The following is a 25,463-nucleotide window of genomic DNA, read 5'->3' on the forward strand; positions in this document are numbered from 1 at the left end:
GCTATATGAATCCCAAAAATGGCCAAAATGAATAGCAAGATCCTCCGCGCCAACAAAGCGATAGAAGAATCGGGAATTCTGATTGAACTCAACGCCTATTCGCCGGAAGTAGTTAGTACGATATTTGTTTCTCTGGATACGAAGGAAAGCGACATCGATATCGTTTGTACGTACCAGGAACAAGAAGCGTTTATTGAGGCATTTGAATCGGCATATTCCGGCTATGAAGTGTACAGCATACGCCAACGCAAAGATCACGTTTTAGGTCAGTTTCACTGTAACCAGTTTTTAATTGAAGTCTATGCGTCGAAAACGCCAGTGGAGTTGCAAGCTGCATATCGGCACTATCAGGTGATGAAACGCCTTGTAAAAATCGGGGGTAATGAGTTCATCGACAGGATACGGCAGCTTAAAGAGAGCGGTCTTAAAACAGAACCTGCAATTTGTCGGGTTATGGGCATTTCCGGAGAACCCTACGCGGCAGTTCTTGAACTGGAGCACTGGTCTGAAAAGGAGCTTAAAGCGCATGTTGCAAATTGCATATAAAATTCGCAGGCAAACCGTGCAGCCCTTTATTGGGCATTCTTGTAAATTCTATTCCGGAGTAGGTGGAATGAAAATCGACGATATTGGCTCTAACTCCGATTACGCAGAAGAAGCGTTTACCTTTGAACAAACTGGCGAGTTATCCGGTGACGTTGTACTTGAGTTTGGCGCGCCCTGGTGTGGACACTGTCAGGCGGCAAGTTCTGCGATAAAAGAAGCAGTAACTGAATATTCAAGGCTACGTCATATTAAAATATACGACGGCAAGGGCAAACCACTGGGGCGTGCGTTCAAGGTAAAGCTTTGGCCGACTCTGATACTCTTGCAGAATGGTAATGAAGTGGCTCGTCTAGTAAGGCCATTACGTTCTGACGAGGTTCGTGAATTCATTTCTAAGGTCGATTAGAATCTGCTAACAAGTGAAGGCATCGGACGCTGTAAACTGAGCCGCAGCTTAAAGAGCGCTAGATGTATATAGGATAAAAAGTGGGCTGGATACATTTTCTTGAAGCATATTTCTCAGTCACCTATGTTGGGATGGCGGTGGGTGTATTGTATTCAATTTACACAGCCTATTTCAGCGCGAATTCTCGGACAGAAAGCCTTCTATTAAAAGCAAAGCCACCGCTGTCCGTAGTTTACGAATGCATTTTGAACGCCTTTCGATTCGGGTTCTACACTTTATTAGGGCTCGTGGCCCTGGGCTTTATTGCCAGCATAGTCTTATCCTTGTGGGCAATAGTAAAAGAGATAAGCATCTAACAAACATGGCATCAAATGACATGAATTATGATTAAAACGGAAAGACTGATACTTCGGCAATGGGATGACGAAGATCTCCTGCCCTTTTCGCAGATGTGTAGCGATAAGGACGTGATGGAGTTTTTTCCGAAGCTTCTGACAGCGGAAGAAAGTTTCAGTGGAGCGAGACGAATTCAGTCTCTCATTGCTGATCGAGGTTGGGGCTTCTGGGCTGTAGAGCTCCCCGGTGAGAGTAAATTTATAGGGTTTGTCGGGCTGCACACCCCCAAAGAAAATATGCCGTTCTCACCATGTGTTGAAGTTGGCTGGCGCCTGGCGAAACCATATTGGGGAATGGGTTACGCAACCGAGGCTGCTAAAGCGTCACTGCACTATGCTTTTACTCACTTGGGCTTAGAAGAGGTGGTCTCTTTTACAACAGCGCACAACATGCGTTCTCAAGCCGTCATGAAAAAAATTGGAATGTCCTATGCCTGTAATTTTAAACATCCGGATTTAGAATCTTCTCACCCGCTTTGCGATCATGTTTTGTATAAGATAAACAGAGAGCAGTGGGAGCAACATTCCTTATAATTTAGCCAGTTAAGGCGACGTTTACTTTCGTCTCCACTTCGCTGACGCGTTTTTAAAAGTAGCAGTAAGGAGGATAATAAATTGGAAGTCATTAGAAGTAAGCAATTCACAGCAGATAAGGCATGGGGTGCAAAAGATATTGCCAACATGAACGGCGTTACCACTCGATTGCACTGGACAGATCAACCTTATAAGTGGCACGTAAATGACGGCGAAGAGGTTTTCGCTGTAATGGATGGCACTGTAGAAATGTTGTACAAAGAAAACAACGAAGTGAAATCTGCGACACTAAACGCCGGGGACATTTTTTTCGCTTCAATTGGTACCGAGCATGTTGCTCACCCCAAAGGCCAGGCTCGAATTCTGGTGGTAGAACGTGAAGGTAGTGTATAACAAGGCACTTAATTCAGCTCCACGTATGCCGGGGCACTATAAATTTAATGAAACCCAAATATTGGAATAACAATACCACTACTGTTTTCGTATGGAACACTTCAGCAAAAAGAAGAAGGCATAATAAGCGCTAATGTTGCAAGACTCCCATTTTGAATATATGATTCGTATACACATCATATATTCAGGGGCTGCTATGGGAATTGTCAAAATTGATGACGAACTGCATGGGGAAATTCGCAAGGCGAGTTCAGTTATGGTTCGCTCTATTAATGCTCAGGCCGAGTATTGGATAAAAGTAGGTATGCTTGCCGAGGCGAACCCCGGCATGTCTTTTTCGGATATCATGCGCGACCAAATGAAGTTGGCCGACGTAGACATAAGGAAGGCTGTCGGTGGCTAGTGTAAAGCTGAAAAGTACTGACGAATTAAATGTCATGCGCGAGTCAGGCCGTCTTCTTGCAATGGTTTTTGACTACCTGGATGGCTTTATTGAAATCGGTATCTCAACCATGGATATCAACGATCTGGCGGAGAGGTACATCACAGATCAGCTGGACGCTCGTCCAGCGAGTAAAGGTCAGTATGGGTACCAATATGTTCTTAATAGCTCGGTAAACCAGGTTGTGTGCCACGGAGTTCCTTCAGCCACCCAAAAGCTAAAATCCGGGGACATCATCAACGTCGATATTACCCTGGAAAAGGATGGGTTCATTGCCGACTCCAGCAAAATGTATATGGTTGGCAATGTCAGTCCACTTGCCAAACGCTTGGTTGATAAAACCTATGAGGCAATGTGGCAGGGCATACGGAAGGTTAAGCCTGGCGCGACACTGGGCGATGTTGGTCATGCTATTCAGAGCTATGCCGAGAAGCATGGCTATTCTGTTGTTCGCGAGTATTGCGGTCACGGTATAGGCCGGGAAATGCATGAAGAGCCACAAGTTTTGCATTATGGCCATCCCGAGAAGGGGTTAGTTCTGAAAGAAGGAATGGTGTTTACCATAGAACCCATGATTAACCAGGGTAAAGCCAAGATTAAAGTTAAGAAAGATGGATGGACGGTTGTCACCAGCGACAAGAAACTATCTGCTCAGTGGGAACATACCGTGGCCGTTACTTCAGATGGTTACGAGGTGCTGACGCTCAGAACTGAAGAGCGTGTTTGACTATCACAGACACTGCGGCGGCCGTACGCCTTTGAAAAGAAGGCGGAGCACTCTCTAAATAGGCTCCCCCAGGAGCATGGTTTCAATGTATTTTTACTACAACTCATTGGCGAAGCGTTCAACTGCGTTGACCACCTGTTTGGCGCCTTCCCGAATCTCTATAATGACGGCACCCGACTGGTTGGCTAATTCCAGGCCTTGTTCTGCCTCCTCTCGGGTACTGGACATTTGACGCATCACCTCATCAGAGAGAGTCTGGTTTTTCTCGACGACGCTTACAATCTCTTCTGTGGCTTTACTGGTGCGGGCAGCCAGATTCCGAACCTCATCGGCAACCACAGCAAACCCGCGGCCTTGTTCACCGGCTCTGGCGGCCTCTATAGCGGCGTTTAGTGCCAGCAAATTTGTCTGCTCAGCGATGCCACCGATGGTTTGCACTATGGAGTTGATTTGCAGCGACTGTTTACCCAGTGCTTCAATGCTCTCGCTCGTCCCTTGCATTTGTCTAGCTATCTGCTGCATGGTTTCGACCGTCTTCTGAACCACCGCGGAGCCTTTTTGAGCGCTTACATCAGTTTGTTGTGAAACGTCGTAGGCGACGCTTGCACCTTCTCTTACCTGAGCTTCCCGTTCCACCTGGTCGGTGACCACGCTGGCAAATTTCACAACCTTAGATAAGTTGTCCTCGGCGTCATACACCGGATTATAAGTGGCTTCAAGCCATACTTCTTGGCCACGGCTGTCGACGCGCTTGAAGCGGCCTGCTACATACTCTCCGTTGTTTAGCTTTTTCCAGAATGCGGCGTATTCAGACGACTCGCTCTCTTCTGGTGTACAGAATATACGGTGGTGTTTGCCTGCAATTTGTTCGAGCCGGTAGCCCATGGCCTCCTGAAACTGCTTGTTTGCAGTAATTACGGTGCCATCAAGATTAAACTGAATAACCGCAGTGGAGCGGATCAGCGCATCAATGAATGCTTCACTTTCTTTTTTGCCTTCAACTGTTTTGGTTACATCGCGGCCATATCCCTGTACATGGGATAGTTTGCCGTCCGCGTTCTGTATCGGAAGCCAACTGATACGAAGCCAGACGAGGGAGTCATCAGCACGCAAGTAGCGGTAGTCATCGCTTATCGGTGCGAGCTTTGCAACGGCCTGATTAAAGTCTCGAAAACAAGCTAGCTTCGGAACGTAAGCTGGCACAATCTCTGACATGGGTCGTCCTAACAGCTGTTCGCGTTGGTAACCTAGAACATCAGCAAAGCTTTGGTTTACGGCAGATATGCATAAATCGGAGTTCAGTGTGATGGACAGCATCCCCCGATCCATCTGGCTAGCCAGTTGGCGGAGCATCGCTAATTCTTTACGCTGATCTTCGAGTTCATTTTTGAGGCGGCGATTAAACATCTGGATATTCCAGTCAACAATAATCCATCTTTATCGGCAGGTCTAACCAGCTCTTGAGCATAGGGGAAAAAAAGCGGGATGGGTCACCTGTTCCCTATAAAAATAAGTATGCTGACAATGATGACAACTAGTACGATTTTTACAGCACTCTTTATAAAGTAAACGCAGAGACAGAAAACCGGTTTAGCGATATCGTTGAAATCACTCATTTGAACGATGTGTGCAATAGTCACCGATGTCATGATGGGAGTTTAAGCAAAAGCTTTACCTCAAGCCCTCTCGGTTGATTACGTAAATTAATGCTACCGCCGTGGGCTTCAACAATATCGCGACACAGTGTTAAGCCAATACCTGAGCCTCTGACTTTAGTGCTGTAAAAGGGGATAAGCGCATGTTCAAGTTGCTGTTCGCTCATACCGCCGCCGCCATCTTGTAAAGTAATTTCCAGTTGCTGGCTGTGTTCGATGATTTGAAGGCGGATATGCTCTGGCTGTGAACCGCTTTCATGGGCATTTTTTAGCAAGTTCAACAGTACCTGATGCAGCTGGCCGGGGTCTGCTTGCCAGAGGCGTTTCGGTAAATCGCCAACCAGTTCAAAATCGTATAAGTTCTGCAATTGATTGATTAATCGGGGCCAGTTAACCGTAGTCATTTGTGGTGGTGGCAGTTTGGCAAAGTGGATATAGGCCTGCACAAACTGGTTGATATCGGCGGCGCGAGCACTGATGGTTTCAAACAGGCCGGCCAGTTCCGTCTGCTGTAATTGCTGGGCTCGCTGCTGACCTGAGTAGGCTAATGATGATAAAGGTGCCAACGAATTATTCAACTCGTGACCTATTACCCGTAGTAACTTCTTCCAGGCCGTCAACTCTTCTCGTTGTATCTCGCGAGTTAGGGGTTTAAGTAGATATAACCAGTGCTGGTTTTGATTGAGATTAAATTGATTAACCGATAGATGCCACACACTGTGGTCTGGTAAACGCAGTAAACCTTGTAGCTTTCTCTCTATTGCATCAGCCAAAACTGAAACCTTTGCTGCGGCGTCAGTCAGTTTGCTGCCATTAATTGCGTTGCCTGCGCTCAATAGCTGGCGTGCCGCCGGATTGCTCATAACGACGGTGTCACTGGCATCTGTTAATAGTAAAGCCAGCGGACTATTTTGTAATACCGTATCCAGTAACAATTCTCGCTGGTACAAACTCGCGCGTTCAGCCCGTAACTGGGACGACATGTTTTGTAAGCTCTCGGCAAGGCTACTAAGCTCGCGTATTTTTAATTGATTGGCGCTGGTATTAAAGCTGCCGTCCTGTAGGTTCTGAGCGTGCAGGTTGAGAGCTTGTATTTCTGTCATCAAAGGCCGTAGCATCCATCGCAGCAATCCTGCGAATAACAACCCTGCGACACAAATGGCACCGCTGATGAGCGGCGCATAGCCCCAATAAGCAAACTGAACGACTAACGCCAGTAAGGTTAGTAATATGCACACCAGAATGAGTCGATGACTCGTACCTAATCTAAATTGAGAAGATCTTAATTTAAGGCGTTTCAATACCGTAAAACTCCATGCGTCGATACAGTGCCTGACGGCTTATACCAAGTTGTTTAGCTGCGCGTGAAATGACGCCACCAGCTTGCAGTAAGGCCTGGTCGATAGCGCTTCGGTCAATATCATCCAATGCGCGTTTACCGGCACTTAATGTATCGGGAAGCCCTAAGTCGGCGCTGTTAATAGTGCTGTTGGTACTTAGCAGAAGCGCCCGTTGGCAGGCATTCTGCAGTTCCCGCACGTTGCCCGGCCAGTGGTAGCTTAACAAGAGTTGCTCTGCATCGTGGGAGAGGTTTTTTTCGCCGCCGAGAAAGTAACGTGCCAGTGGCAGAATGTCGTCCGGGCGTTCGGCTAATGCGGGGAGGGCAAGTTGCACCACATTAACCCGATAGTATAAGTCCTGACGAAACTCGCCCTGCGCAATAGCGGTAGTTAAATCGGTATTGGTAGCACTAATTAGGCGGACATCAACGCGGCGAGTGACGCTGGAGCCCAGGCGTTCATATTCACCCGTTTGCAGTACCCGCAGTAGCTTGGCCTGGCCGGATAATGACAAATTACCAATCTCGTCCAGGAATAGACTGCCACCATCGGCGGCTTCAAAACGTCCAATACGAGTTTTGTTCGCACCACTATAGGCACCGGCCTCAGCACCAAAGAGTTCAGCTTCCATTAAGTCGGCAGGCAGAGCCCCCATGTTGACCTTAACAAACGGCTTGTCTTTACGTGGCGAGTTAGCGTGCAGCACGTTGGCAATGCCTTCTTTACCGGCTCCATTGGGGCCGGTTATAAGCACTGCTGCATTAGCCGGAGCGAGCTGCAATGTCATTTGCACTAATTGCTGCATCTTATTGCTGGCGAAGACTAGCCCACAGAGATCTTTGCCGGCAAAAGCCGCCTGTCGCTCTTCGTCTCTACGCGCTTGTTGCTCGCTTAGCTGCTTTAACTTGAGCGCATTGGCCACAGTGAGCAATAAACGCTGATCGTCCCAGGGTTTGGCAATGTAGTCGGTGGCTCCAGCTTTCACCAGCTCGACTACCATATCCAACTGAGTCCAGGCCGTCATCAACACAATAGGCAAGCCAGGATATTGCTGGCGCAATTGGTAGAACAAGGCTTTTCCCTGATCCCCCTGCATTTCACCCACGGAAAAATTCATGTCCTGCAGAATCAAATCGATAGGTTGCTCACCTAACACCTGCCACGCCTGTTCAGGCGTTTTTGCGCAGCACACTTGGTAGCCCTGCAGAGAAAACAGCGTCTGCAGAGCCTGGCAAATGGATGAACTGTCATCAATAACCAATATATTAAGCATTGTTATAAAGCTTTGGTAGCAGTGGCGGGAGACACCCGGGTAGCAATGGTTGCAGGATACCATATGGCCAGGGTGACAGAGAATAACAAAATAGCGCCGGTCAACAACGGCAGCCACCAGTTGAGTGATGGCAAGCTGATAACCTGTGATAAACCATGGTTGAGAAGCAGCGCGCAACCGATGCCAAGCAGTGTACCGATTAAGGTACATAACCAACCTTCACTTAATAGCTCAATAAAAATCAGCCGCTTACTGGCACCCAAAGCGCGCTTGATGCCAATTTCCTGCTGGCGTTTTAATACCTGAAAGTGGGTACTGCTGTAGCTCGAAATCATGGTGACGACTAGCATTAAAGCACTGAGAATAGTGAGCAGAGTAGCCAGGCCATATTCATTGCGATAGAGCTGTTGCTGCTGCTCGGCAAAGCTCCGAATATGGAAAATTTCGATGTTGGGTTCGACCTGCTGTAATACGCTGGTTAATTGTTGGCGAACAGCTGAGGTTTGACCGGGCGATGTTCTTAGCAACAATGTGTACCCCCAGTCTACGCTGAAGGGACGGGTAACCTGAATGCTGTTATACATTACGTTCTCACCATTACGTTGACCATAAAAATCACTTATTACCGCACTTACCGAACCGCGGTTAAGCTGGCGGCCCACAGCTGACTGCTCTGGAAACAGATGTTCAGCGAGACTTTGAGTGAGGACCACGCTGGGGAAACTCTCTTTAGTAAAAAGGCTGGACTGCTGTGGAAGTCTACCCTGCAACACATCGACGCCCAGAACCTTAAAATAGTCGGCTGAGACGAAGTAGATTGGCACACTTGAGGTGTTGCTTCGCTCTTCGTCATCGACATTATAGACGTTGCCATTATTTCCTCCCTGGAGCAGCATGCCCTGATTGCTATAGGCTGCTGCGACAACACCGGGAATATTCCGCAGTGCATTGAGCTGACGTTCCAGCAGATCTTCTAATAGCGGGTACGCCCGAAGTTGCGGTGTGGTAGGTTTTATTTGTACCAACAGGGTCTCTTCCAAATCGAGGCCGGTTGGCTGATTCAGTTGTTGGTGCGTTTGCTGTGCCAGCAGCACACTGTTGAGTAAGAGTGCCAGAGTAATAGCCAGCTGTAACAGCAATAAAATGGTAACCACTTTACGGGTCAGCAATACTTTGAAAAGTAGTGGTAATGACATGGTGTTTATTCCTTTAACTGCTGATTCAATGAACCAAACGAGGCACGAATTGACGGGTACAGAGTGACTAGGTAACTACATAAAAACGCAGTCAACATTAGCCCTGCCATTAAGGTCAGATTCCAGTCAGAGAACAGGCTATTGCGGGGTAGTAGCGTATTCATTAATGAAACGCCTGCGTAGCCAATAATTAATGCGCCGGTAATGGAAAGGAATGTCATCAAAAGCACATCAGCAAGCATTTGCAACTGTAACTGGCTACGGCTGGCCCCCAACGCCCGGCGCAGGCTAAATTCATATTGATTACTCAAATAACGGTTGAGCGCTAAATGACTGGCATTAAACAAACATACTACCAGGAACAGCAAAGTGACCAGGGCAAAGGCTTTGATATCGCCGGGGTCGTCCCCAAAGTAGTCGACAATATTACGCATGGGTACAAGCTGATTATTGATCGGAGCCGGGTGGCGACCCGCTGCTTTTTCGTCTTCGGCCAGGCTTTGCATAAACTGTTTGTAAGCTTGCTGTTGTTCTTCAGTATCCAGTTGCACCCAGTATTGCAACTGGTGCAAGGCACCTGTTCGACCTTCCGTGGCTAATTGACGATAGTCTGTATCGTCAAAGGTTTGTGAGTTGGTTTTAGACAGATAATTTAGGTCGTAACCCGTTTCCAGAGGGAGAAAAATGTCTTCGCCAGCACTTAAATGATTACGTCCATTCGCATCATATAGGCGCGGTAACATCTGCCAGTCATCCAGAACCCCGATGACACTGACATTGCGGTCATCCAGCAGTATTGATTCGCCCACCACGTCGGTACGACCGAGTAGTTTTAATGCCATGGCGCGGGTAAGCAAAACTTCATTGTGGGCTTCATCGTCGGCCCACATCGAACCGTGTAATAGCGGCACCTCAAACATTTTGAAGAAGTCACGTTGGGTAATACGTATAGAAACTGGGGTTGGTGGCTGGTCAACGCTTAACCGGGCGTAACCATCGCTGCTATACATAGCCGCCTGAGCGGAAGGTATATCACTTGCTGACAGTTTCTGGACATTACTGTAACTAAGCACTCGGGGAGGGCGACAGTTATTGCAGTCGTTTGGTGTTATCAATGTCATGGGAAAAAACAGCTTGTCGCTTTTGTGCGGCAATGGGTCAGAGTTCAACTGGTAGTAGAAAGTGGCATTAGCGAAAAATACGCCCAGGCCGACACTCAGAATAAAAACGGTTAAGGCGTAAGGTAGTGGTGCTCGCTTAATGCTGAGTAGACTCACTTTAAGGTAATAAATAAACTGTTCCATAATCTTTCCTTTAAGCGCTGTGAGCTGCCAGTGGCTCGTACAGCGTGCTGTCATGCAGTTGGCCATCGACAATTTGAATATTGCGGGCAGCACGGCGAGCCTGATCCGGATCGTGGGTAACCATTAAAATGGTACAGCCTTGCTGATTAATTTTTTCTAACAGTTCCATAACCTGACGAGCCATTAACGAGTCGAGGTTACCGGTGGGCTCATCGGCAAGCAGAATGCGGGGTTGACCGGCAATTGCACGGGCAATGGCGACACGCTGCTGCTGACCACCGGACAACTGAGCAGGCAGATAGTCACGTCGTGCGTGGAGGCCGACGAGCTCTAATGCTTGTTCGATACGCTGTTTGCGTTCCGCTGCTTTTAAGCCGCGATAACGTAAAGGCAGCTCGATGTTGTCGTAGATACTGAAGTCTTTAATTAAGTTAAAACTTTGAAAGATAAAACCAATTTTTTCGTTGCGTAACTGTGACAGCGCTGAGTCCGACAAGCCTTTTACGGATTGCCCATCAAGTAAGTAGTCACCGCTATCAAAGCCCTCAAGGGTGCCTAGAATATTCAACAGCGTTGACTTGCCTGAGCCGGAAGGGCCGGTGAGAGCGACAAATTCGCCCTCGTTGACCTGCAAATTCACCTCGCGCAACGCATGGGTTTCAATGAGTTCAGTGCGGAAGATCTTGCTTAAATTTGTTAGCGTTATCATTGGTTGTTCCTTGTGTTAAGTCATAAAATTTGTCGTGTTATTAATTTAGATTGACCCTGTCCTGGCCTTTAAACTCACTCAGGTTTGAAATCACCCATTGCTCGCCTTCGGTGCCACCCTCAAGTATTTCTACCCACTGCACCGACAGTGCTCCGAGTTGTACCGGTTTACGCACGGCCTGATCATCGATAACCTGGTAGGCTTCTCGACCACCTCCTGAGCTGACAAAATCACCGCGGGCAATCATCAGTACATCTTCCTTATGTTCCAGAACCACGCGGGCGGTCACGCGCTGGCTTTGGCGTAACTGGCTGCTGTCCGACTCGCTAAAGCGCACCCGGGCGGTCACCTGATTATCGCGTACTTCCGGCGCTATGTAGCTGATGGCTCCGCGTAACTGTTGTCTGCCTAATTGCACTTCCACTTGTTGTCCGGGTAGCAAATCGCGGGCGTAGCTTTCGGGAACCGCGAGTTCCGCTTCATACTGGCTTAAATCGATGACGGTCAACAGCGCCTGCCCAGGCAATACGTGACTTTGTTGCTCGACCAGCCAGTTACCCAGCTGACCCGTGACCGGGGCGGTAATATTGAGAGCCTTCACTTTGCGTTGAAGCTCCTTAACTATCAGCTGCTGGCGGTGAATTGACTGGGTACGGGAATTCTGTTCAAAGCTCAGCTTATCGCGAGCCAGTTCGACTTTGCGTTTAGCATGGTCGAACTCAAGCTCGGAGGTTGCCACGTTGTCTTCAGCGATGTTGAAATCCAGTTGTCGGATAACACCGAATTCAATGGCTTGTTGGGCTCGTTGCAGTTCACGCCGCGCAGCTAGTAAATTAACCTGAGCCGTATTCATTACTTGCTCAGTATCTAATTGCTGTTCGCGTGCGGCTAATTCAGCACGCTCGGCTTCGCTTTGCATTCCGGCGAGCACGGCTTCTTGCTGCTGTAAATCATTCTGTAGCGCCGGGCTGGTGATAGTCGCGAGTAAATCGCCCTGTTTTACAGCTTCACCGGGCTGTTTAAACAGCTGCACCTGACCGATTTCTTGGCTGTACAGCGTAGGAGCGTTGGCAGCCACAATTTTACCTTGCACTGAAATGTCGCGTACTAAATCGCCACGTTGTACGGTGGCGAATTGCATCTGGTTACGCGGTAAAGTCAAACTGGCGCTTTGTCCAAACGACTGAAAAACAGCCACTGCCAACACAAGCAGAAGACTGACAGCAGCTACCCTAGGGAGAAATCGGCGTAGCGTGCTTTTCGCTGGACGCTGAATAATATGGTCTTGTTGGCTGGTTCCTTCAATCATGCTTTGTAATCCTGACGATGCAATAAGTGTAAGTCTTACCTCCTCTTTGCATTTTTGGTGCCAGAATTTAACCTTTTGATTTTAAAGGATTTAGTTATTTTTTGAGTTTTTAATCAAGTGTCCGCGGACAGTCACACTGTCCGTTATGATCTCGCGGACAATGGTCTGCTGTTTTGTATTCTTAATCAGCTTGGCTTTTTGCCATGCAAACGCGCTTTAACTTGATCTTTTGTATTGCGCTCATCGAATGTAGGTATTTGAGCGTTTACGCGAGTCAACGCTGGATATAGCAGCGAGCCTGTTAGGCATTTATCATGCGATCGTAAGATCAAGCTTCTGAACCTTATCTAAACTTAAGTTTTTTCCAGCATGCCATAAATCGTATGCATCCTGCATCGCTAGCCAACTCTCCGGACTTCTGCCCAAAGCTTTGGATAAACGCAACGCCATTTCAGGGCTTATACCACTTTGGCATTTCAAAACTCTGTTTAAAGTGGATGGAGAAACATTTAACTTTGTAGCTAAATACCGGCAACTCAAGCCAAAAGGCTGCATATAAGTTGCTAGAATAAATTCGCCTGGGTGGGCTGGGTTAAACATAATAGACATCAGTGATAATCCTCGTAATTAAGTAGATATACATGACCATCACGAAACTCGAAGGTTAAACGCCAGTTGCCACTAACCGCTATCGACCAAATATTTTTTCGACTACCTTTTAACGGGTGCAGTTTGTATCCCGGAATGTCGAGATCTGAAACTTTCATAGCTGTATTTAATGCCACTAACTGCATACGTAACCTTGCTGCATGGTTCGCTTGAATTCCACGAGTACTTCCAATTTCGAAGTAAAGCCTCAGTCCTTTGTGCTTGAAAGTTTTGATCATGAGCTCTTAGTGTAGCGTGTTGCGCAACGTTGTCAATTCGTGGTTTCTTTGTATTTTTTGCATACGCACCGTGTCTAAAAGCTTATTCACCCTCTACAACCTCCCTAATTCGTAAAAAGCTGGCAAAGCGTGGCACGCCATTACTGGTGTAGCCGTGATACTTGTAGGTAATGATACTGCCGACAGGCGGAGGGTTAGCGCGTTCCGCGTCGGTGAATCCGGTGCCAACAGAAAATTCAATGCCTTGCTGATTGCGCACGCGCAGCGCACCGAGCATGTCGGTGTATTTACCTTTGCCGGGTAAATGCGCGATGACCTCGGCCTCTTCATCGAAATAGGGCTTTAGCTTCAATAAAGCGTCGCTTCTACCCGACTGATGAAGCGCTGTAGCTAAGTGCAACATCAGGCCTTCTGCGCCTTGATCAACCATGGCTTGCAGGTGCTCGCTTAATTCATGATTGGAATGAAACCGCTGTTGTTGTACTGCTTTAATATGTTCAGCGTTTACTTGCTCAATTAACTTTGAGTAGTTTTTGTATCGTTCCTCAAAAGGTAGCTGTGCGTCAGGCATATCAAACACCATATACTTCACTTTCCGCCAACGGTTGTCCTTTGGTGTTTGGGTGCGCACAATAGAGCTTAGCGCCTCAAAGTTCTGACGTTTTGTCCACAGTTCACCGTCAAGCCAAACGGCGGGTAGCGGTGCAGTAAACCACTCCGGAGCTGATATCAGGTTGCCTTGCCGAGTCAGCAGTTTCGAGCCTGTCCAAATGGCCCGGATACCATCGTATTTTTCACTCACCAAATAGTCGCTGATGGGGTTGCTTGTGTCCTGTTCATACACTTTTGCGAGCTGAGTTTGCGTTGAAGCCTGCAATGCGGCAGCAGGCAAGGCACAAAAGGCAGCGATAAAAAATGCCGCTAAGTAAACGAGATGAATTTTAGAGAGTTTTGGCATCCTTGCCTCTTATTTTGGACTGAGTTGCAGCGCGTCTGCGCCGGGTGTCACAAAGAGACTAGCATTGCTTACTAAAGTTGGCAGCGCGGCAATGTCGTATTGTGGGCTAAGCAAAATGGTTATTGTTTTTACAATGCAGAGGCTGCCAAAAAAGCCAGAAGTGCTGCCACGCATGGGAACAACAGAAACCACTGCGGGCGCAGTAATATGCCAAGCGCTGTGCTGATATAAAATAACAGCCATAATGCCCATTGTTGCTCTGTAAAAATACCCGATAGCAGGATAAGCAACACGCCTGCCAGCGCTTTAACAAACGCATAAATAATGCTTTTACTCAGCTGAATTGACTGCTTCTCCGGCAAGCTGCCTAAATACAATTGATAGTGTTTTCTAAGTGCCTGGGTTCCAAACAAGCTACTTGCTAACAACAGTGCACTGACAAAACTGACCAAATTTAGAAGGTAGGGCTGAACGTCGGGCTCTATTTGAGAAACGCTGAGGCGAGTGACCGCTACGAGCAGTAGCAAAGTCACCAGTCTTAACTTCTCTCCGTTGGGGGATGCAATGTCGGCTTGTAAAAGCAGCCGAAACAGTCCTTTCGGCCATTCCCCGAGTGTTATTGTGAAGCTTGGTATAAAACGCTCAATCAGAACTGCGGCGCTCCACAGTAGCAGCCATTCGGGTTTGGTTAATTCCCAGGGCAATGCAAAAGCGATGAAAGGAAAAAGCAGCAAGCTGAACCAGGGAAGTCTGTTGTTAACGGCAACAAAACCGTAATAAGCTGCGAAGAGCACGACACCCGTTAAAGGAATGAGCTCAAACCAAAGCTGCCCGTCGCCGGACAACAGCCTTCCATTTTGCTGAAACGCCACAATAAGCAGTAAAGCCAGCGGCCCCAGAATAAAAAAGTTTGCTCCGTACAGTATTAACCCCAAATTACTGAAGGATTTGACGAGCGGCCTGGTCGGCAATGATTTTATATAAAGCTGGTAGTGGGTGGCGCAAATACCGTCCCGCTGAAAACTCATCCAGCTATACAGCAACAATAAATAGCCCCATAGGGTGTTCAGATAAACCGATGCGCTGGTTTCCGGGCTGGCCAGAATGCCTATCGACAAAAGCGGCAGCATAATAAGTACCGGCAGGGCGAGAGGAAATAAAGCCACCAGTCCCATGCTAATTTGCCTCAGGCTGTCCAACCACTGCTTCAGAGACTCATGGTAAATTCTGATTCGAAATAACCAGTAACTCACACCGCACCATCAATGATGTTTTCCAGAGCGATGTGCTGCACCTCGGTATTGTCTGAAAATACAGTCTCGTGGCTGGCGACGATAATCTGACCGTGATAACTGTTCAAAACCTTTTCCAGCACCGCGCGGGTTTGGTCATCAAGCCCATTACCGGGTTCATCCAGTAGCAGTAACTCCGGCTGGTGCATCAAGGCGGTAATTAAACTCAGCTTTTTATAATTACCCAGCGAAAGGTTGGACACTTTGGTCGCCAGGTATGGCTCCAGCCCAAACTCGTTAGTCCAGTTGTTAGTAGGGCAGTTAAATTGCAGCGCGTGAAATTTAAGTAACTCCTTCACCGTCATAAATGCTGGTAAGGCAACTTTGCTGGCGCTTATGCCTATGTTGTTTTTACTGCTTGCGAGAAGAACATTTTGCTTCTGATGGGTAATTTCCCCTTCACGCGGGGAGATAAGCCCTGCCGCTAATAAAAGCAGAGTGGTTTTGCCAATGCCATTGGGGCCGGTAATGCAAACGCGGGGCGCATCAACAGTTAAGGATAAATGACGGAAAATACACCGATGCCCGTTAAACTGACTGACCTTGTCGAAAACTAACAACTGCTGAGGTTCCTTAGCTGATGAATGGTTTATGTTTTTGTTATAGAGACTTAACTTTATACCATTGATGACCAGCGGGGAAAATAAGCCTTAGGCATTTGCAGACCGGTTTTCGCATTACATTATGAGTCAAATACGCAAAAACAGCGTATAAGAAGGTGTAATTCGCAAAACGGTGGTTCTAATGTCAGAACAAAGTTCGAAACTTGTTATCTTCTTCGACGGTGGATGTCCGCTCTGCGTAAAAGAAATGCGCCATTTAAGGAAGCTGGATGAACAAAGAAAGATCCAGTTTGAGAACATTAACGAGCCGGATTTTAACCAGCGCTATCCTGCAGTAGACGTTGTTAAGGCTAACCAGTATTTACACGGGCAGGCTCGTTCTGGTGAAATGATTTATGGTCTGGATGTAACCTATGCGGCCTGGTCGTAGGTGGGTAAAGGCTGGATGATCGCGCCTTTACGCTGGCCTTTCATTCGATGGTTTGCCGATAAAGCGTACTTATTTTTCGCGCGCTACCGTAACCGCATTTCTAAATTATTAACAGGGAAAGAGCGCTGCTCGCAGTGCTCGATTGACTGATATACTCTAACCAAAAAAATGATAACAAGAGTACTTTCAATATGAAAAAACAATATCTGGTGTTATTGCTGGCGCCAATAATGAGCGTGGCAGCCGATGATCCCCCCAAAGTTAGTGCGCAAGAGTTTGTGAATTTACAGCAGGGAGAAACCGCCCATGAAGGCTTTCGGCGTGCTCACGCAAAAGGTATTTGCCTCAGTGGTGAGTTTCGTTCAAACGGGCAGTTAGCCGGCTATTCAAAAGCGGCACTATTTGAAACGGGCTCCATGCCGTTTATCGGGCGTTTTTCTGTTGCAGGGAATAATCCAACAGCGCCTGACTTAAAAGCACCGGTGCGAAGTTTGGCTCTGAGCTTTGCCATGAGTTCGACCGAGCAATGGCGTATTGCAATGAATACACCGCCCGTTATGGCTGTTAAAGATCCGCATACTTTTTACCAGCAAATTCAGGCGATTCAGGCCGGTCCTAAAGCAATACAAAAGTTTTTTGCCGAACACCCTGAGAGCAGTGGCTTTTTAAGCTGGAAAGCGCAATACCAACCCAGCGGAAGTTTTGCTGCTGAAACTTATAACAGCATTAACGCGTTTTATTTTGTGAATTCAAACGGCGAAAAGCAAGCCGTACGCTGGAGTCTGCAACCGACAGTTTCAGTTTCTGCTGACAACTTAGAGGGTGTGGACGCTCTGCACCAAGAAATTACCAACAGGGTAGCGAAAGAAAACATCATTTTTGACTGGGTTTTTACTTTGGCAAATGAAGAAGATGACGAGAACAATCCAGCAAAAGCATGGCCGGACAGCCGTGAGCAGATTACGGCGGGGCAAATTATTATTACCGGGGTAACGCCGCAGTTACAGGGCGAATGCCACGGTATAAATTACGACCCTCTGGTGCTACCAACCGGTATTGAGGCAACCCGTGATCCCATACTACGTGCTCGTTCCGCGGCTTATGCCGAGTCTTATCGGCGCAGAGCAAAAGAAGCGTTAATGGGCGAGCTGGAGGAGCAGGGTAATGAATAACACACAACAGTTTTCCTTGTCGATGCGCTTGTTCCACTGGGCTATGGCGGCTTTGGTGATTTCGATGCTGGCGGCTGGCCTATTGATGGTTCGTTCTTTAGAGCCTTGGCAGTTAAGCATTCTAACCGTGCACAAAGCTTTTGGTGTTGTGGCTGCCGTACTGGTTATTGCCCGTTTAGTGAATCGTTTGTTCCATCAAATTCCGCCACTACCCGGAGACTTATCAAGCGTGCAGAAATTTGTCGCTAAGGCTTCTCACTGGCTGCTTTATTTGCTGTTGTTCGCCATGCCAATTTCAGGGTACTTAATGCAGTACTTTGCCGGGCGGCCAATTGAGGTATTTGGCTGGTTCCGCTTACCGGCCGCGCTTACTGTCGATATTGAGAACTATGTTGTATTCCGGGAGCTGCACGGCTGGCTGGCAATAGCTCTTATGGCATTGGTTGCTTTGCACGTTGCTGCAGCCTTGCATCATCACTTTATCCGCAAGGACAAGGTTCTGAAAAGTATGCTTTAGTGCGTTGTTGCTTAACGCTGTTTATATTGTGTTGGGCAGTAGCCGCGTGACACTCCCGCGGGGCGCAGTTTACGATGTTTAGTATTGCGCCCCGACACACGTTCCCGCCATAAGCGAAAGCTGCCGGGCTTTAGTTGCGAGCGCATAAACTTCACAACCTGCTTTTCCTGCAGGCCGAATTGTTCTTCAATAGCTTCAAATGGCGTGCGGTCTTCCCACGCCATTTCTATAACGCGAGATACTTCAGATTCAGTCAGGTTCATAAACAGGGTACTTAATGTCTTTCACTCAATTACGTTCGCCTTTGGGAATCAGATCTTCACGACTACACCGACTCTGTTCTACAAACCGTAAAGATGCTCCGCGTATCTTTATTTTAAGATGTGCTGTACTACACTTAATAATGAATAAGTTGAGAAAACGCACTGACATTTTAACGATTAAGGAGGCTGCTATGCCAGACGTTTGGCGTGACAAAGACGAGCGTATGTATCAGCATATTAAGCAGTCTCAGCTGGATGACGGAAAAAGTGAAGATGAAGCAGAGGAAATTGCCAGTCGCACTGTGAATAAGCAGCGACGCGAAGAGGGGCTTACCGATAACACCACTACTCAGGGGACAGGTAACCCCAATACCCGACTGGAAGAGCGCACCAAAGATGAGTTATACAATAGGGCGCAACAGCTTGATATTGATAACCGCAGCCAAATGACAAAAGACGAGCTGATTGAGGCTATAAGGCAAAAGCAGTAAGGGATTAAAGCTGACGAGTGACTGCTTTGGTGGTTTAATGAAATCATTGTGGCCGAATGAAGAAATGCTAACTATGCAAGAGTGCTTGGTGAAGACACAAAGCTCAAGGATGAGGAATAAAGCGTGAACGACAAGCAAATTCAAATATTTGAGAGCCAGGATGGGCAGGCACAATTGGAAGTGGCTTTGGATAAGGAAACGGTCTGGCTCTCTCAAGAGCAGATGGCGGAGTTGTTTGGGCGTGAACGCTCCGTTGTTGCAAAGCATATTCGGAATATATTCAAAGACGATGAACTCGACAGAAATTCAGTATGTGCAAATTTTGCACATACTGCTTCTGATGGAAAAACTTACCAAGTAGGTTATTTTAATTTAGATGTCATTATTTCTGTCGGTTACCGGGTAAAATCTCAACGAGGTGTGCAGTTCCGCCAATGGGCAACGAGAGTTCTGAAAGAGCACCTCGTTGAAGGCTACACTCTAAACCAACGCCGGCTCCAAGAGCGCGGCATTGAATTTGAGCAAGCCCTGAATCTACTCAGTCGTACACTGAGCAACCAAGGGTTAGTTTCTGAAGCTGGTGAGGCTGTTGCAGAGGTTATAAGTGAGTACGCTCGTTCCTGGTCGCTATTGCAAGGTTATGACGAGCAAGTTTTAGCTGAGATAGGTACCAGACAAAATGGTATGCAGGCTCTGGATCCGGATAACGCAACCGATGCCATTCAATAGCTTAGAAAAACACTTATAACTAAAGGCGAAGCCACTGAGTTATTCGGACAGGTTCGTGGCAACGGGCTTTCTTCGGCATTGGCTACAATAGAGCAAGGTTTTGCGGGTGAGTTGTTTTACCCCAACATAGCAAGCCGAGCTGCCCATCTGTTGTACTTTGTTATCAAGAATCACCCCTTAGCAGACGGTAATAAACGCTCGGGCTCTTTCCTATTTTTGTGGTATTTGCGATTAAATCAGCACTTGTTAGCTAAGCCCGTTGAAAAATTGATTAACGACAACACGCTAGTGGCTTTGGCACTATTAGTAGCCGAGAGCTTACCAAACCAAAAAGAGTTGATGATTCGTTTGGTAGAACATTTTATTCTCCTTAAGGAGCCTGCCGATAACTAAGAATTAAAGCTGACGAATGACTGCTTTGGTGGTTTAATATATCCCCTAATTCGCAAGGAAAAGCAGTCAAATTGTCATGGCCGACACGCAGTACATAACCAAAAATCGTCTTTCGCAAGAAGTGAATAAAGCCCGCGTATGGGTCGCTATTATTGGCGCGCCTATTGCGGGTTTTTTAATGTACAAATTACCAAACCTCTGGTGGATTGTCGGACTAATTTACCTCTTCAGTATTATTGGGGCGGCATCTACTAAGCGTTCGGGTGCCAGAGGCGAATTAAAAACACTGAAGCTTTTAGAGAAGCTCCCTGATAGCTACATTTTGTTTAACCAGGTTGATGTACCCAATTCGCGAGCAAAACGCGGCTTCACGGAGCTGGATTTAATTGTGGTGGGCCCTAACGGCGTGTTTGTAGTCGAAGTGAAGAACAACAATTCTAAAGTAATGGGAGATGAGCAATCTTCTAATTGGGTAGCTCATAAAGTAGGACGCAAAGGTGGCCGGTATACAGCCAAAGTTCGAAATCCAATAAAGCAGTTAAAAAAGCAAGTACATGTATTAGCAGAGCACTTGAAGAAAAACCGCGCATCTACCTGGATAGACGGAGTTGTGTTTTTTTCACACCGCAGCGCACGGGTTAAGCTGTCTTCACCTCCAAGCGTGCCCGTGATTGAACGTAAAGGACTGGTCGAGTATATTTTGAACTATCAGCCCAAGCGGGCACCTTCGAATATTGATACCGTCGTGCAGCAGTTAGTAACGCTTAAAAAGTGACAGATAAATGAATAAATACCATAGCTTCAAAGAGAAACTTAATGAGCACATGCTAAAAATTCCTAAATGGATAAGATTGGCTTTGATCTTTCTTCCCTATTTTCTCTTGTTTTATTTTGAGTTGGGATTTTGGGGACAATTGTATGGGGCTATGCTTGTGTTGTTGGCTTTTTATATTACCCCTGACGCTTTTGGGAATCGGTCGCACAACCGAAGCGAAGTAAAAAATATGATGGCGTTGCTGGGTGTACAGGGTGAGCAATTGCGTGTAGGACTTGAGCAGGTGCCGGCTAAAAAGTTAAAGCGAGTGGCTGTTGGTGAATATGATAAAAACTCAGCTATTTTGAGTTTTCCTTTTAACTACCAAATTAGCCATCATTATGTGTTTCCGATTCAGCAATTTGACTCCGTTCAGAACTTCTTTAAGACGAATTACCCCCAAGTTGAGTTGATCACCTAATTCTTCACACCTTCGCCATCATTTGTTAACAAAAGCGTAACAAAGTTCTTTTAATGTGGCCTGGTGTGTGGTACTTATGAGTTGTGGTTTTTTTGTTAACAAACAGATTAACTGCAGCGCTAATACCATAATTAAAAAAGTTGTATCAAAAAAGCAGAGGGTCATAACATGGATCATTCAGAAGAACTGCAAAAGGTTAATGACAAGTCTGGTAAGGGTCGCGCGGCAAAACGTAAATGGCGTGAAATAGAGCAGCTAAAAGAGAAGTACCGGTTGCGGGAAGAACTCTCTGATATGGATTACTCGCTTGAACTCGATTTAGAAGAAATCGAACTATAAAAAAGAACGCCGTCTGGGTGACCTCAGACGGCGTTTTGCTTTTGGGCTTACTGCTCTTGTTTTTAGAAAGAGCTTAGCGAATTTGTGCCAGCATTTGTTTTAATGCTTTTGGCGCACCTGCTGCTATGTTGCCTGACTGAATGTAGTTGTGGCCACCCTGAAAGTCACTGACTATGCCACCGGCTTCGCGAACCAATAATTCGCCAGCCAACATATCCCATGGCTTAAGACCCATTTCCCAGAAGGCGTCGTGGCGTGCTGCTGCAACGTAAGCTAAGTCCAGTGCTGCTGCGCCTGCACGGCGAACGTCGGCACAGTGCTCAAACAACTTGCTGAACATTTCCAGGTATTCCGGTAAACGGTTTTTCATTTTGAACGGGAAACCCGTTGCTAAAATAGCGCCTTTTAATTCCACTTTAGGTGAAATGCGTAAACGACGACCATTTAGCTGCGCACCGGCGCCGCGGGTAGCGGTGAATAATTCTTCGCGCATAGGATCGTAAACAACGGCCTGTTGAACAGAACCTTTGTGAAGTAACGCTATAGAGATACAAAAATGGGGGATACCGCGCATGTAATTGGTCGTGCCGTCTAGCGGATCAATAACCCACTGGAAGTCGTTTTCTTTTCCAGCCTGAGTACCGCTTTCTTCTGCGATGATGCCGTGATCAGGGTAAGACTTTTTGATGGTGTTGATAATAGCCTGCTCTGCAGCTTTATCCATATCAGTAACCCAGTCGTTCAAACCTTTTGATTCGGCTTCAACAGGACTGCCCTGGTCGAAATTTTTAACTAAAATTTTGCCGGCCGCACGCGCTGCGCGCACCGCAATATTTAACATCGGATGCATACCAATTACCTGTGCTGTAAAAGAACAATTTTCGGTCGCGGATCATACCAGTGTTACGGTATCATGCCAAACTTTTCCATAAGCCGAGAAAAACTCAAGGGAAACGCCATGCTTGATAACATTCGTATTGTTCTGGTGAATACGTCTCATACCGGAAACATTGGCTCTGTCGCCCGTGCCATGAAGACTATGGGGTTGTCTAAACTAACCTTAGTCGACCCTGTGCAGGAGCCTGATAGTCACGCATCGGCGTTAGCTGCGGGCGCAACCGATATTCTGGCGTCGGCGACTATTGTGGACACTCTCCAGGAGGCCATTGCCGACTGTGGTTTGGTTATTGCCACCAGCGCTCGTAACAGAACATTGGATTGGCCGCTGTTAGGCCCGAGGGAATGTGCGGCAAAAGTATTGGAGGAGACCAGTCAGCATCAGGTTGCTCTGGTATTTGGCCGTGAAAACAGTGGATTAACCAACGAAGAGCTACAGCAAAGTCAGTTTCATTTACACATACCAACTAACCCCGATTACAGTTCACTAAACCTGGCTATGGCGGTGCAGACGGTGAGTTATGAGCTACGCATGCAGTGGCTGGAATCGAAACAACGCGCCCCGGAAAACTTACCGGAATACCCGCGTGCTGAAGATTTAGAACGGTTTTATGAGCATCTTGAAAAGACTCTGGGTCAGACTGGGTTCATTGTTCCTCAGCACCCCGGACAAGTCATGACAAAACTGCGTCGTTTATTTAACCGCGCCCGCCCGGAAGAAAATGAAATTAATATTTTACGTGGCATCTTAGCCTCTGTGGACAAATCAACGGGTAATACTTGACTAAAATAGTCGGGAATGTAGAATCTCAATACATTAACGATGAATTAAACAGCAGAGGAAACCACCATGCGCCTGACGTCAAAAGGTCGATACGCAGTAACAGCTATGCTGGACGTTGCGCTTTTTACGGCAAATGGTCCCGTGCCGTTAGCAGATATTTCTGAGCGTCAGGGAATATCTCTGTCGTATTTAGAGCAGTTGTTTTCGCGCTTACGTAAGCACGGGTTGGTGGACAGTGTGCGAGGTCCGGGTGGTGGTTATCGTCTGGGTTGTGCCGCAAATGATATTTCTGTTGGTGCCGTCATTCATGCGGTGGACGAGTCAATTGATGCAACGCGTTGTCAGGGTAAAGCTAACTGTCAGGGCGGCGAACGTTGTCTGACCCACTCTTTGTGGGAAGGGTTAAGCGACAGAATATCCGACTTTCTGGACGGTATTACGCTGGCTGAGTTGATGAAGAAAGAGGACGTGGGTGACGTTCTGAATAGGCAGAATGCGTTGCATAACCACAGTGAAGAAGAGATTAAGTTAAACTCTCACCTATAATATTGCCTTTAAGTTGTCAGGAGCAAGCAAGTGTCTAAGTTACCTCTTTATTTTGATTATGCTGCAACCACGCCAGTCGATCCTGTTGTAGCAGAAAAAATGATGGGTTGTTTAACGCAGCATGGCTTGTTTGGTAACCCCGCATCGCGTTCGCATAAGTACGGCTGGCAGGCAGAAGAAGCTGTCGATATTGCCCGCAATCAGGTTGCTGATCTTATTAACGCTGACGCGCGCGAAATTGTTTTTACCTCAGGTGCGACTGAGTCAGATAACCTCGCCATAAAAGGCGCAGCTCAGTATTACTCAGATAAAGGCAAACACGTTATTACACTTAAAACCGAGCACAAAGCGGTTTTAGATACCTGCGGACAGCTGGAAAAAGAAGGCTTTGAAGTGACGTATCTGGATGTCGGAACTGACGGCTTGCTGGATATGGATTTGTTCCGCTCAGCCTTGCGCGAAGATACGGTGTTAGTGAGCGCAATGCTGGTTAATAACGAAATAGGTGTGCTTCAGGATATAACCGCTATAGGTCACTTGTGCCGTGAAAATGGCACAATATTTCATGTTGACGCCGCTCAGGCGTCCGGCAAAGTGCCAATGGATATGTCGGAATTACCGGTCGATTTACTATCTCTTTCTGCTCATAAAATGTATGGCCCTAAAGGTATTGGGGCGTTGTATGTACGCCGCACTCCGCGAGTTCGTCTGCTTGCGCAAATGCATGGCGGGGGTCATGAGCGTGGCATGCGCTCAGGCACGTTACCAACTCACCAAATTGTCGGTATGGGTGTAGCGGCGGAACTGGCTCTTAACGAGCTGGAACTGGAGCCCGCACGAATTGAAAACTTGCGTCAGCGACTATGGAAAGGGGTTAGCCAGTTAGAAGGTGTAACTTTGAATGGCTCTGACCAGCAACGGGTTCCGCATATTACTAACATCAGTTTTGCCGGAGTTGATGGTGAACTGTTGCTAATGGCGTTAAAAGATCTTGCGCTCTCATCGGGCTCGGCCTGTACGTCGGCCAGTGTTGAACCCTCGTATGTGTTAAGAGCATTAGGCGTTGAACATGAGCTGGCAATGAGTTCATTGCGCTTTAGTATTGGGCGTTACACGTCCGAAGCAGATATCGATAGTGCGGTAGAGCTTATCCACCGCACTATCGGAACCTTAAGAGGCGCTGCTTAGTCCTTTAGCAGGCCAGCAAAGGTTTTACGGAACTTAGCCAGCTTCGGTGAAATTACCGCCTGACAATACGGGTTTTCCGGGTTTCTGGCGTAGTAGTTTTCGTGGTAATCCTCTGCCGGGTAAAAAGTCCCTAACTCAGTCACTTCCGTTACGATAGGAGCTGCAAATGCTGCATCGGCTGCAAGTTCCGCAATAATACTTTCCGCTTCACGTTTTTGCGCGTCGTTATGATAAAAAATTGATGTGCGATATTGAGTACCCACATCGTTACCCTGACGATTCACCTGAGTTGGATCGTGCAAAGTGAAAAAGATTTCTAAGATTTGACGGTAAGAGATTTGCTCCGGGTCGTACTGGAGTTGTGCAACTTCGGCATGTCCTGTTTCGCCACTGCAAACCTGCTCGTAAGTTGGATCGACAGTATGCCCGCCAGTGTAGCCCGATTTAACCGACTGAATGCCTTTTACCTGAAGGAAGGCTGATTCAACACACCAGAAGCAACCTCCGCCCAGGGTGGCTTGTTCATATTCATTGTTCGCCATGTCAGAAC

32 protein-coding genes and 1 pseudogene are annotated in these 25,463 nt (G+C 47.2%); 18 read left to right on the top strand and 15 right to left on the bottom strand.

The annotated features are described in order from the left end of the window. The first annotated feature begins 18 nt into the window (after nucleotides 1-18). The 6 genes from RJ32_RS11185 (at nucleotide 19) to map (ending at nucleotide 3,443) form a co-directional block, all read left to right on the top strand. Nucleotides 19-546: a DUF4269 domain-containing protein gene (locus tag RJ32_RS11185; protein ID WP_235598952.1), complete on the top strand. Its 528-nt coding sequence runs from the start codon at nucleotides 19-21 to the stop codon at nucleotides 544-546. A 67-nt stretch (nucleotides 547-613) separates the two neighbouring features. Continuing rightward, complete coding sequence (locus tag RJ32_RS11190) at nucleotides 614-952, top strand: thioredoxin family protein (protein ID WP_034822420.1); 339 nt, start codon at nucleotides 614-616, stop codon at nucleotides 950-952. Between the two features lie 383 nt (nucleotides 953-1,335). Next, nucleotides 1,336-1,881: a GNAT family N-acetyltransferase gene (locus RJ32_RS11200; protein ID WP_034822331.1), complete on the top strand. Its 546-nt coding sequence runs from the start codon at nucleotides 1,336-1,338 to the stop codon at nucleotides 1,879-1,881. A gap of 81 nt (nucleotides 1,882-1,962) precedes the next feature. Next, nucleotides 1,963-2,274, top strand: coding sequence for a cupin (locus RJ32_RS11205; protein WP_034822333.1), 312 nt, complete (start codon nucleotides 1,963-1,965; stop codon nucleotides 2,272-2,274). Between the two features lie 196 nt (nucleotides 2,275-2,470). Then, entirely contained in the window at nucleotides 2,471-2,677 is a 207-nt protein-coding gene (locus tag RJ32_RS11210; protein ID WP_034822422.1) for a ParD-like family protein, read from the top strand. Next, entirely contained in the window at nucleotides 2,670-3,443 is a 774-nt protein-coding gene (gene map / locus RJ32_RS11215) for a type I methionyl aminopeptidase (RefSeq protein WP_034822335.1), read from the top strand. Before RJ32_RS11210 ends, map begins: the two co-directional genes overlap by 8 nt. Before the next feature lie 96 nt (nucleotides 3,444-3,539). On the opposite strand, the gene RJ32_RS11220 is transcribed toward map, so the two are convergent. From RJ32_RS11220 to RJ32_RS11275, 12 genes are all read right to left on the bottom strand, one after another. Further along, on the bottom strand, nucleotides 3,540-4,850 hold the full coding sequence (locus RJ32_RS11220; RefSeq protein WP_034822337.1) for a methyl-accepting chemotaxis protein: 1,311 nt from the start codon (nucleotides 4,848-4,850) through the stop codon (nucleotides 3,540-3,542). A 238-nt stretch (nucleotides 4,851-5,088) separates the two neighbouring features. Next, nucleotides 5,089-6,336 (bottom strand): PAS domain-containing sensor histidine kinase, encoded by a 1,248-nt coding sequence (locus RJ32_RS11225; protein ID WP_235598953.1) that lies wholly within the window; start codon nucleotides 6,334-6,336, stop codon nucleotides 5,089-5,091. A 49-nt stretch (nucleotides 6,337-6,385) separates the two neighbouring features. Further along, on the bottom strand, nucleotides 6,386-7,711 hold the full coding sequence (locus RJ32_RS11230; RefSeq protein ID WP_034822341.1) for a sigma-54 dependent transcriptional regulator: 1,326 nt from the start codon (nucleotides 7,709-7,711) through the stop codon (nucleotides 6,386-6,388). A 2-nt stretch (nucleotides 7,712-7,713) separates the two neighbouring features. After that, the gene (locus RJ32_RS11235) at nucleotides 7,714-8,907 is read right to left on the bottom strand and encodes an FtsX-like permease family protein (RefSeq protein ID WP_034822342.1); all 1,194 of its coding nucleotides are present in this window, start codon (nucleotides 8,905-8,907) and stop codon (nucleotides 7,714-7,716) included. A gap of 5 nt (nucleotides 8,908-8,912) precedes the next feature. Continuing rightward, nucleotides 8,913-10,211, bottom strand: coding sequence for an ABC transporter permease (locus tag RJ32_RS11240; protein WP_034822344.1), 1,299 nt, complete (start codon nucleotides 10,209-10,211; stop codon nucleotides 8,913-8,915). Nucleotides 10,212-10,221: 10 nt separating this feature from the next. Further along, the gene (locus RJ32_RS11245; protein WP_011235286.1) at nucleotides 10,222-10,920 is read right to left on the bottom strand and encodes an ABC transporter ATP-binding protein; all 699 of its coding nucleotides are present in this window, start codon (nucleotides 10,918-10,920) and stop codon (nucleotides 10,222-10,224) included. Nucleotides 10,921-10,960: 40 nt separating this feature from the next. Further along, nucleotides 10,961-12,229 carry an efflux RND transporter periplasmic adaptor subunit gene (locus RJ32_RS11250; protein WP_034822346.1) on the bottom strand — a complete coding sequence of 423 codons (1,269 nt, stop codon included), beginning with the start codon at nucleotides 12,227-12,229 and terminating at the stop codon, nucleotides 10,961-10,963. 312 nt (nucleotides 12,230-12,541) lie between these two features. Then, a complete protein-coding gene (locus tag RJ32_RS11255) occupies nucleotides 12,542-12,838 on the bottom strand; it encodes a HigA family addiction module antitoxin (protein ID WP_011235284.1) in 297 nt (98 codons plus the stop codon). After that, entirely contained in the window at nucleotides 12,838-13,116 is a 279-nt protein-coding gene (locus RJ32_RS11260) for a type II toxin-antitoxin system RelE/ParE family toxin (protein ID WP_011235283.1), read from the bottom strand. Before RJ32_RS11260 ends, RJ32_RS11255 begins: the two co-directional genes overlap by 1 nt. Before the next feature lie 82 nt (nucleotides 13,117-13,198). Beyond that, nucleotides 13,199-14,074: a DNA ligase gene (locus tag RJ32_RS11265; RefSeq protein WP_034822349.1), complete on the bottom strand. Its 876-nt coding sequence runs from the start codon at nucleotides 14,072-14,074 to the stop codon at nucleotides 13,199-13,201. Between the two features lie 128 nt (nucleotides 14,075-14,202). Next, nucleotides 14,203-15,327 (bottom strand): DUF6136 family protein, encoded by a 1,125-nt coding sequence (locus RJ32_RS11270; RefSeq protein ID WP_034822351.1) that lies wholly within the window; start codon nucleotides 15,325-15,327, stop codon nucleotides 14,203-14,205. After that, nucleotides 15,324-15,926, bottom strand: a complete 603-nt coding sequence (locus tag RJ32_RS11275; protein WP_082815464.1) for an ATP-binding cassette domain-containing protein — start codon at nucleotides 15,924-15,926, stop codon at nucleotides 15,324-15,326. Before RJ32_RS11275 ends, RJ32_RS11270 begins: the two co-directional genes overlap by 4 nt. Nucleotides 15,927-16,110: 184 nt before the next feature. On the opposite strand from RJ32_RS11275, the pseudogene RJ32_RS11280 reads away from it, so the two are divergent. From RJ32_RS11280 to RJ32_RS11290, 3 genes and pseudogenes are all read left to right on the top strand, one after another. Next, nucleotides 16,111-16,509: pseudogene (locus RJ32_RS11280) on the top strand (thiol-disulfide oxidoreductase DCC family protein). A gap of 41 nt (nucleotides 16,510-16,550) precedes the next feature. Then, nucleotides 16,551-17,531 carry a catalase family peroxidase gene (locus RJ32_RS11285; protein ID WP_034822355.1) on the top strand — a complete coding sequence of 327 codons (981 nt, stop codon included), beginning with the start codon at nucleotides 16,551-16,553 and terminating at the stop codon, nucleotides 17,529-17,531. After that, entirely contained in the window at nucleotides 17,524-18,048 is a 525-nt protein-coding gene (locus RJ32_RS11290; RefSeq protein ID WP_034822357.1) for a cytochrome b, read from the top strand. Before RJ32_RS11285 ends, RJ32_RS11290 begins: the two co-directional genes overlap by 8 nt. Before the next feature lie 11 nt (nucleotides 18,049-18,059). Here RJ32_RS11290 and RJ32_RS11295 read toward each other — a convergent pair whose 3' ends face one another. Beyond that, nucleotides 18,060-18,311, bottom strand: coding sequence for a TIGR03643 family protein (locus RJ32_RS11295; protein ID WP_034822359.1), 252 nt, complete (start codon nucleotides 18,309-18,311; stop codon nucleotides 18,060-18,062). Nucleotides 18,312-18,502: 191 nt separating this feature from the next. Between RJ32_RS11295 and RJ32_RS11300 the strand changes: the two genes are divergently transcribed. From RJ32_RS11300 to RJ32_RS14550, 6 genes are all read left to right on the top strand, one after another. Further along, on the top strand, nucleotides 18,503-18,802 hold the full coding sequence (locus RJ32_RS11300; protein WP_034822360.1) for a Rho termination factor N-terminal domain-containing protein: 300 nt from the start codon (nucleotides 18,503-18,505) through the stop codon (nucleotides 18,800-18,802). 123 nt (nucleotides 18,803-18,925) lie between these two features. After that, nucleotides 18,926-19,531: a virulence RhuM family protein gene (locus tag RJ32_RS15240; protein WP_235598954.1), complete on the top strand. Its 606-nt coding sequence runs from the start codon at nucleotides 18,926-18,928 to the stop codon at nucleotides 19,529-19,531. 15 nt (nucleotides 19,532-19,546) lie between these two features. Further along, nucleotides 19,547-19,924 carry a type II toxin-antitoxin system death-on-curing family toxin gene (locus RJ32_RS15245; protein WP_268766518.1) on the top strand — a complete coding sequence of 126 codons (378 nt, stop codon included), beginning with the start codon at nucleotides 19,547-19,549 and terminating at the stop codon, nucleotides 19,922-19,924. Nucleotides 19,925-20,000: 76 nt separating this feature from the next. Then, nucleotides 20,001-20,699: a nuclease-related domain-containing protein gene (locus tag RJ32_RS11310; RefSeq protein WP_034822362.1), complete on the top strand. Its 699-nt coding sequence runs from the start codon at nucleotides 20,001-20,003 to the stop codon at nucleotides 20,697-20,699. 7 nt (nucleotides 20,700-20,706) lie between these two features. After that, entirely contained in the window at nucleotides 20,707-21,159 is a 453-nt protein-coding gene (locus tag RJ32_RS11315) for a hypothetical protein (protein ID WP_034822364.1), read from the top strand. Between the two features lie 168 nt (nucleotides 21,160-21,327). Continuing rightward, on the top strand, nucleotides 21,328-21,498 hold the full coding sequence (locus tag RJ32_RS14550; protein WP_011235272.1) for a DUF3545 family protein: 171 nt from the start codon (nucleotides 21,328-21,330) through the stop codon (nucleotides 21,496-21,498). A gap of 73 nt (nucleotides 21,499-21,571) precedes the next feature. Here RJ32_RS14550 and suhB read toward each other — a convergent pair whose 3' ends face one another. Beyond that, nucleotides 21,572-22,348 (bottom strand): inositol-1-monophosphatase, encoded by a 777-nt coding sequence (gene suhB, locus RJ32_RS11320; protein WP_011235271.1) that lies wholly within the window; start codon nucleotides 22,346-22,348, stop codon nucleotides 21,572-21,574. A 108-nt stretch (nucleotides 22,349-22,456) separates the two neighbouring features. Between suhB and trmJ the strand changes: the two genes are divergently transcribed. From trmJ to RJ32_RS11335, 3 genes are all read left to right on the top strand, one after another. Continuing rightward, complete coding sequence (gene trmJ, locus RJ32_RS11325; protein ID WP_011235270.1) at nucleotides 22,457-23,179, top strand: tRNA (cytosine(32)/uridine(32)-2'-O)-methyltransferase TrmJ; 723 nt, start codon at nucleotides 22,457-22,459, stop codon at nucleotides 23,177-23,179. Between the two features lie 66 nt (nucleotides 23,180-23,245). After that, nucleotides 23,246-23,725 carry a Fe-S cluster assembly transcriptional regulator IscR gene (iscR, locus tag RJ32_RS11330; RefSeq protein WP_011235269.1) on the top strand — a complete coding sequence of 160 codons (480 nt, stop codon included), beginning with the start codon at nucleotides 23,246-23,248 and terminating at the stop codon, nucleotides 23,723-23,725. A gap of 30 nt (nucleotides 23,726-23,755) precedes the next feature. Further along, the gene (locus tag RJ32_RS11335) at nucleotides 23,756-24,913 is read left to right on the top strand and encodes an IscS subfamily cysteine desulfurase (RefSeq protein ID WP_034822367.1); all 1,158 of its coding nucleotides are present in this window, start codon (nucleotides 23,756-23,758) and stop codon (nucleotides 24,911-24,913) included. On the opposite strand, the gene msrA is transcribed toward RJ32_RS11335, so the two are convergent. Then, nucleotides 24,910-25,455, bottom strand: coding sequence for a peptide-methionine (S)-S-oxide reductase MsrA (gene msrA / locus RJ32_RS11340; RefSeq protein WP_034822368.1), 546 nt, complete (start codon nucleotides 25,453-25,455; stop codon nucleotides 24,910-24,912). The two genes, RJ32_RS11335 and msrA, sit on opposite strands and share 4 nt — an antisense overlap. Nucleotides 25,456-25,463 lie beyond the last annotated feature (8 nt).

Origin of the sequence: Idiomarina sp. 28-8 (genome assembly GCF_000320945.2) — a bacterium.
Taxonomy (GTDB): Bacteria; Pseudomonadota; Gammaproteobacteria; order Enterobacterales; family Alteromonadaceae; genus Idiomarina; species Idiomarina loihiensis.

Bases quoted from the DNA above. Each gene is read 5' to 3' on its own strand.
- RJ32_RS11185 (WP_235598952.1), top strand. From the start codon at position 19: ATGGCCAAAATGAATAGCAAGATCCTCCGCGCCAACAAAGCGATAGAA.
- RJ32_RS11300 (WP_034822360.1), top strand. From the start codon at position 18,503: ATGCCAGACGTTTGGCGTGACAAAGACGAGCGTATGTATCAGCATATT.
- suhB (WP_011235271.1), bottom strand. From the start codon at position 22,348: ATGCATCCGATGTTAAATATTGCGGTGCGCGCAGCGCGTGCGGCCGGC.
- RJ32_RS11245 (WP_011235286.1), bottom strand. From the start codon at position 10,920: ATGATAACGCTAACAAATTTAAGCAAGATCTTCCGCACTGAACTCATT.
- RJ32_RS11285 (WP_034822355.1), top strand. From the start codon at position 16,551: ATGAAAAAACAATATCTGGTGTTATTGCTGGCGCCAATAATGAGCGTG.
- RJ32_RS11265 (WP_034822349.1), bottom strand. From the start codon at position 14,074: ATGCCAAAACTCTCTAAAATTCATCTCGTTTACTTAGCGGCATTTTTT.
- msrA (WP_034822368.1), bottom strand. From the start codon at position 25,455: ATGGCGAACAATGAATATGAACAAGCCACCCTGGGCGGAGGTTGCTTC.
- RJ32_RS11315 (WP_034822364.1), top strand. From the start codon at position 20,707: ATGAATAAATACCATAGCTTCAAAGAGAAACTTAATGAGCACATGCTA.
- RJ32_RS11260 (WP_011235283.1), bottom strand. From the start codon at position 13,116: ATGATCAAAACTTTCAAGCACAAAGGACTGAGGCTTTACTTCGAAATT.
- RJ32_RS11210 (WP_034822422.1), top strand. From the start codon at position 2,471: ATGGGAATTGTCAAAATTGATGACGAACTGCATGGGGAAATTCGCAAG.
- RJ32_RS11290 (WP_034822357.1), top strand. From the start codon at position 17,524: ATGAATAACACACAACAGTTTTCCTTGTCGATGCGCTTGTTCCACTGG.
- RJ32_RS11200 (WP_034822331.1), top strand. From the start codon at position 1,336: ATGATTAAAACGGAAAGACTGATACTTCGGCAATGGGATGACGAAGAT.
- iscR (WP_011235269.1), top strand. From the start codon at position 23,246: ATGCGCCTGACGTCAAAAGGTCGATACGCAGTAACAGCTATGCTGGAC.
- RJ32_RS11255 (WP_011235284.1), bottom strand. From the start codon at position 12,838: ATGTCTATTATGTTTAACCCAGCCCACCCAGGCGAATTTATTCTAGCA.
- RJ32_RS11190 (WP_034822420.1), top strand. From the start codon at position 614: ATGAAAATCGACGATATTGGCTCTAACTCCGATTACGCAGAAGAAGCG.
- RJ32_RS11240 (WP_034822344.1), bottom strand. From the start codon at position 10,211: ATGGAACAGTTTATTTATTACCTTAAAGTGAGTCTACTCAGCATTAAG.
- RJ32_RS11310 (WP_034822362.1), top strand. From the start codon at position 20,001: ATGGCCGACACGCAGTACATAACCAAAAATCGTCTTTCGCAAGAAGTG.
- RJ32_RS11295 (WP_034822359.1), bottom strand. From the start codon at position 18,311: ATGAACCTGACTGAATCTGAAGTATCTCGCGTTATAGAAATGGCGTGG.
- trmJ (WP_011235270.1), top strand. From the start codon at position 22,457: ATGCTTGATAACATTCGTATTGTTCTGGTGAATACGTCTCATACCGGA.
- RJ32_RS11220 (WP_034822337.1), bottom strand. From the start codon at position 4,850: ATGTTTAATCGCCGCCTCAAAAATGAACTCGAAGATCAGCGTAAAGAA.
- RJ32_RS14550 (WP_011235272.1), top strand. From the start codon at position 21,328: ATGGATCATTCAGAAGAACTGCAAAAGGTTAATGACAAGTCTGGTAAG.
- RJ32_RS11230 (WP_034822341.1), bottom strand. From the start codon at position 7,711: ATGCTTAATATATTGGTTATTGATGACAGTTCATCCATTTGCCAGGCT.
- RJ32_RS11250 (WP_034822346.1), bottom strand. From the start codon at position 12,229: ATGATTGAAGGAACCAGCCAACAAGACCATATTATTCAGCGTCCAGCG.
- RJ32_RS11235 (WP_034822342.1), bottom strand. From the start codon at position 8,907: ATGTCATTACCACTACTTTTCAAAGTATTGCTGACCCGTAAAGTGGTT.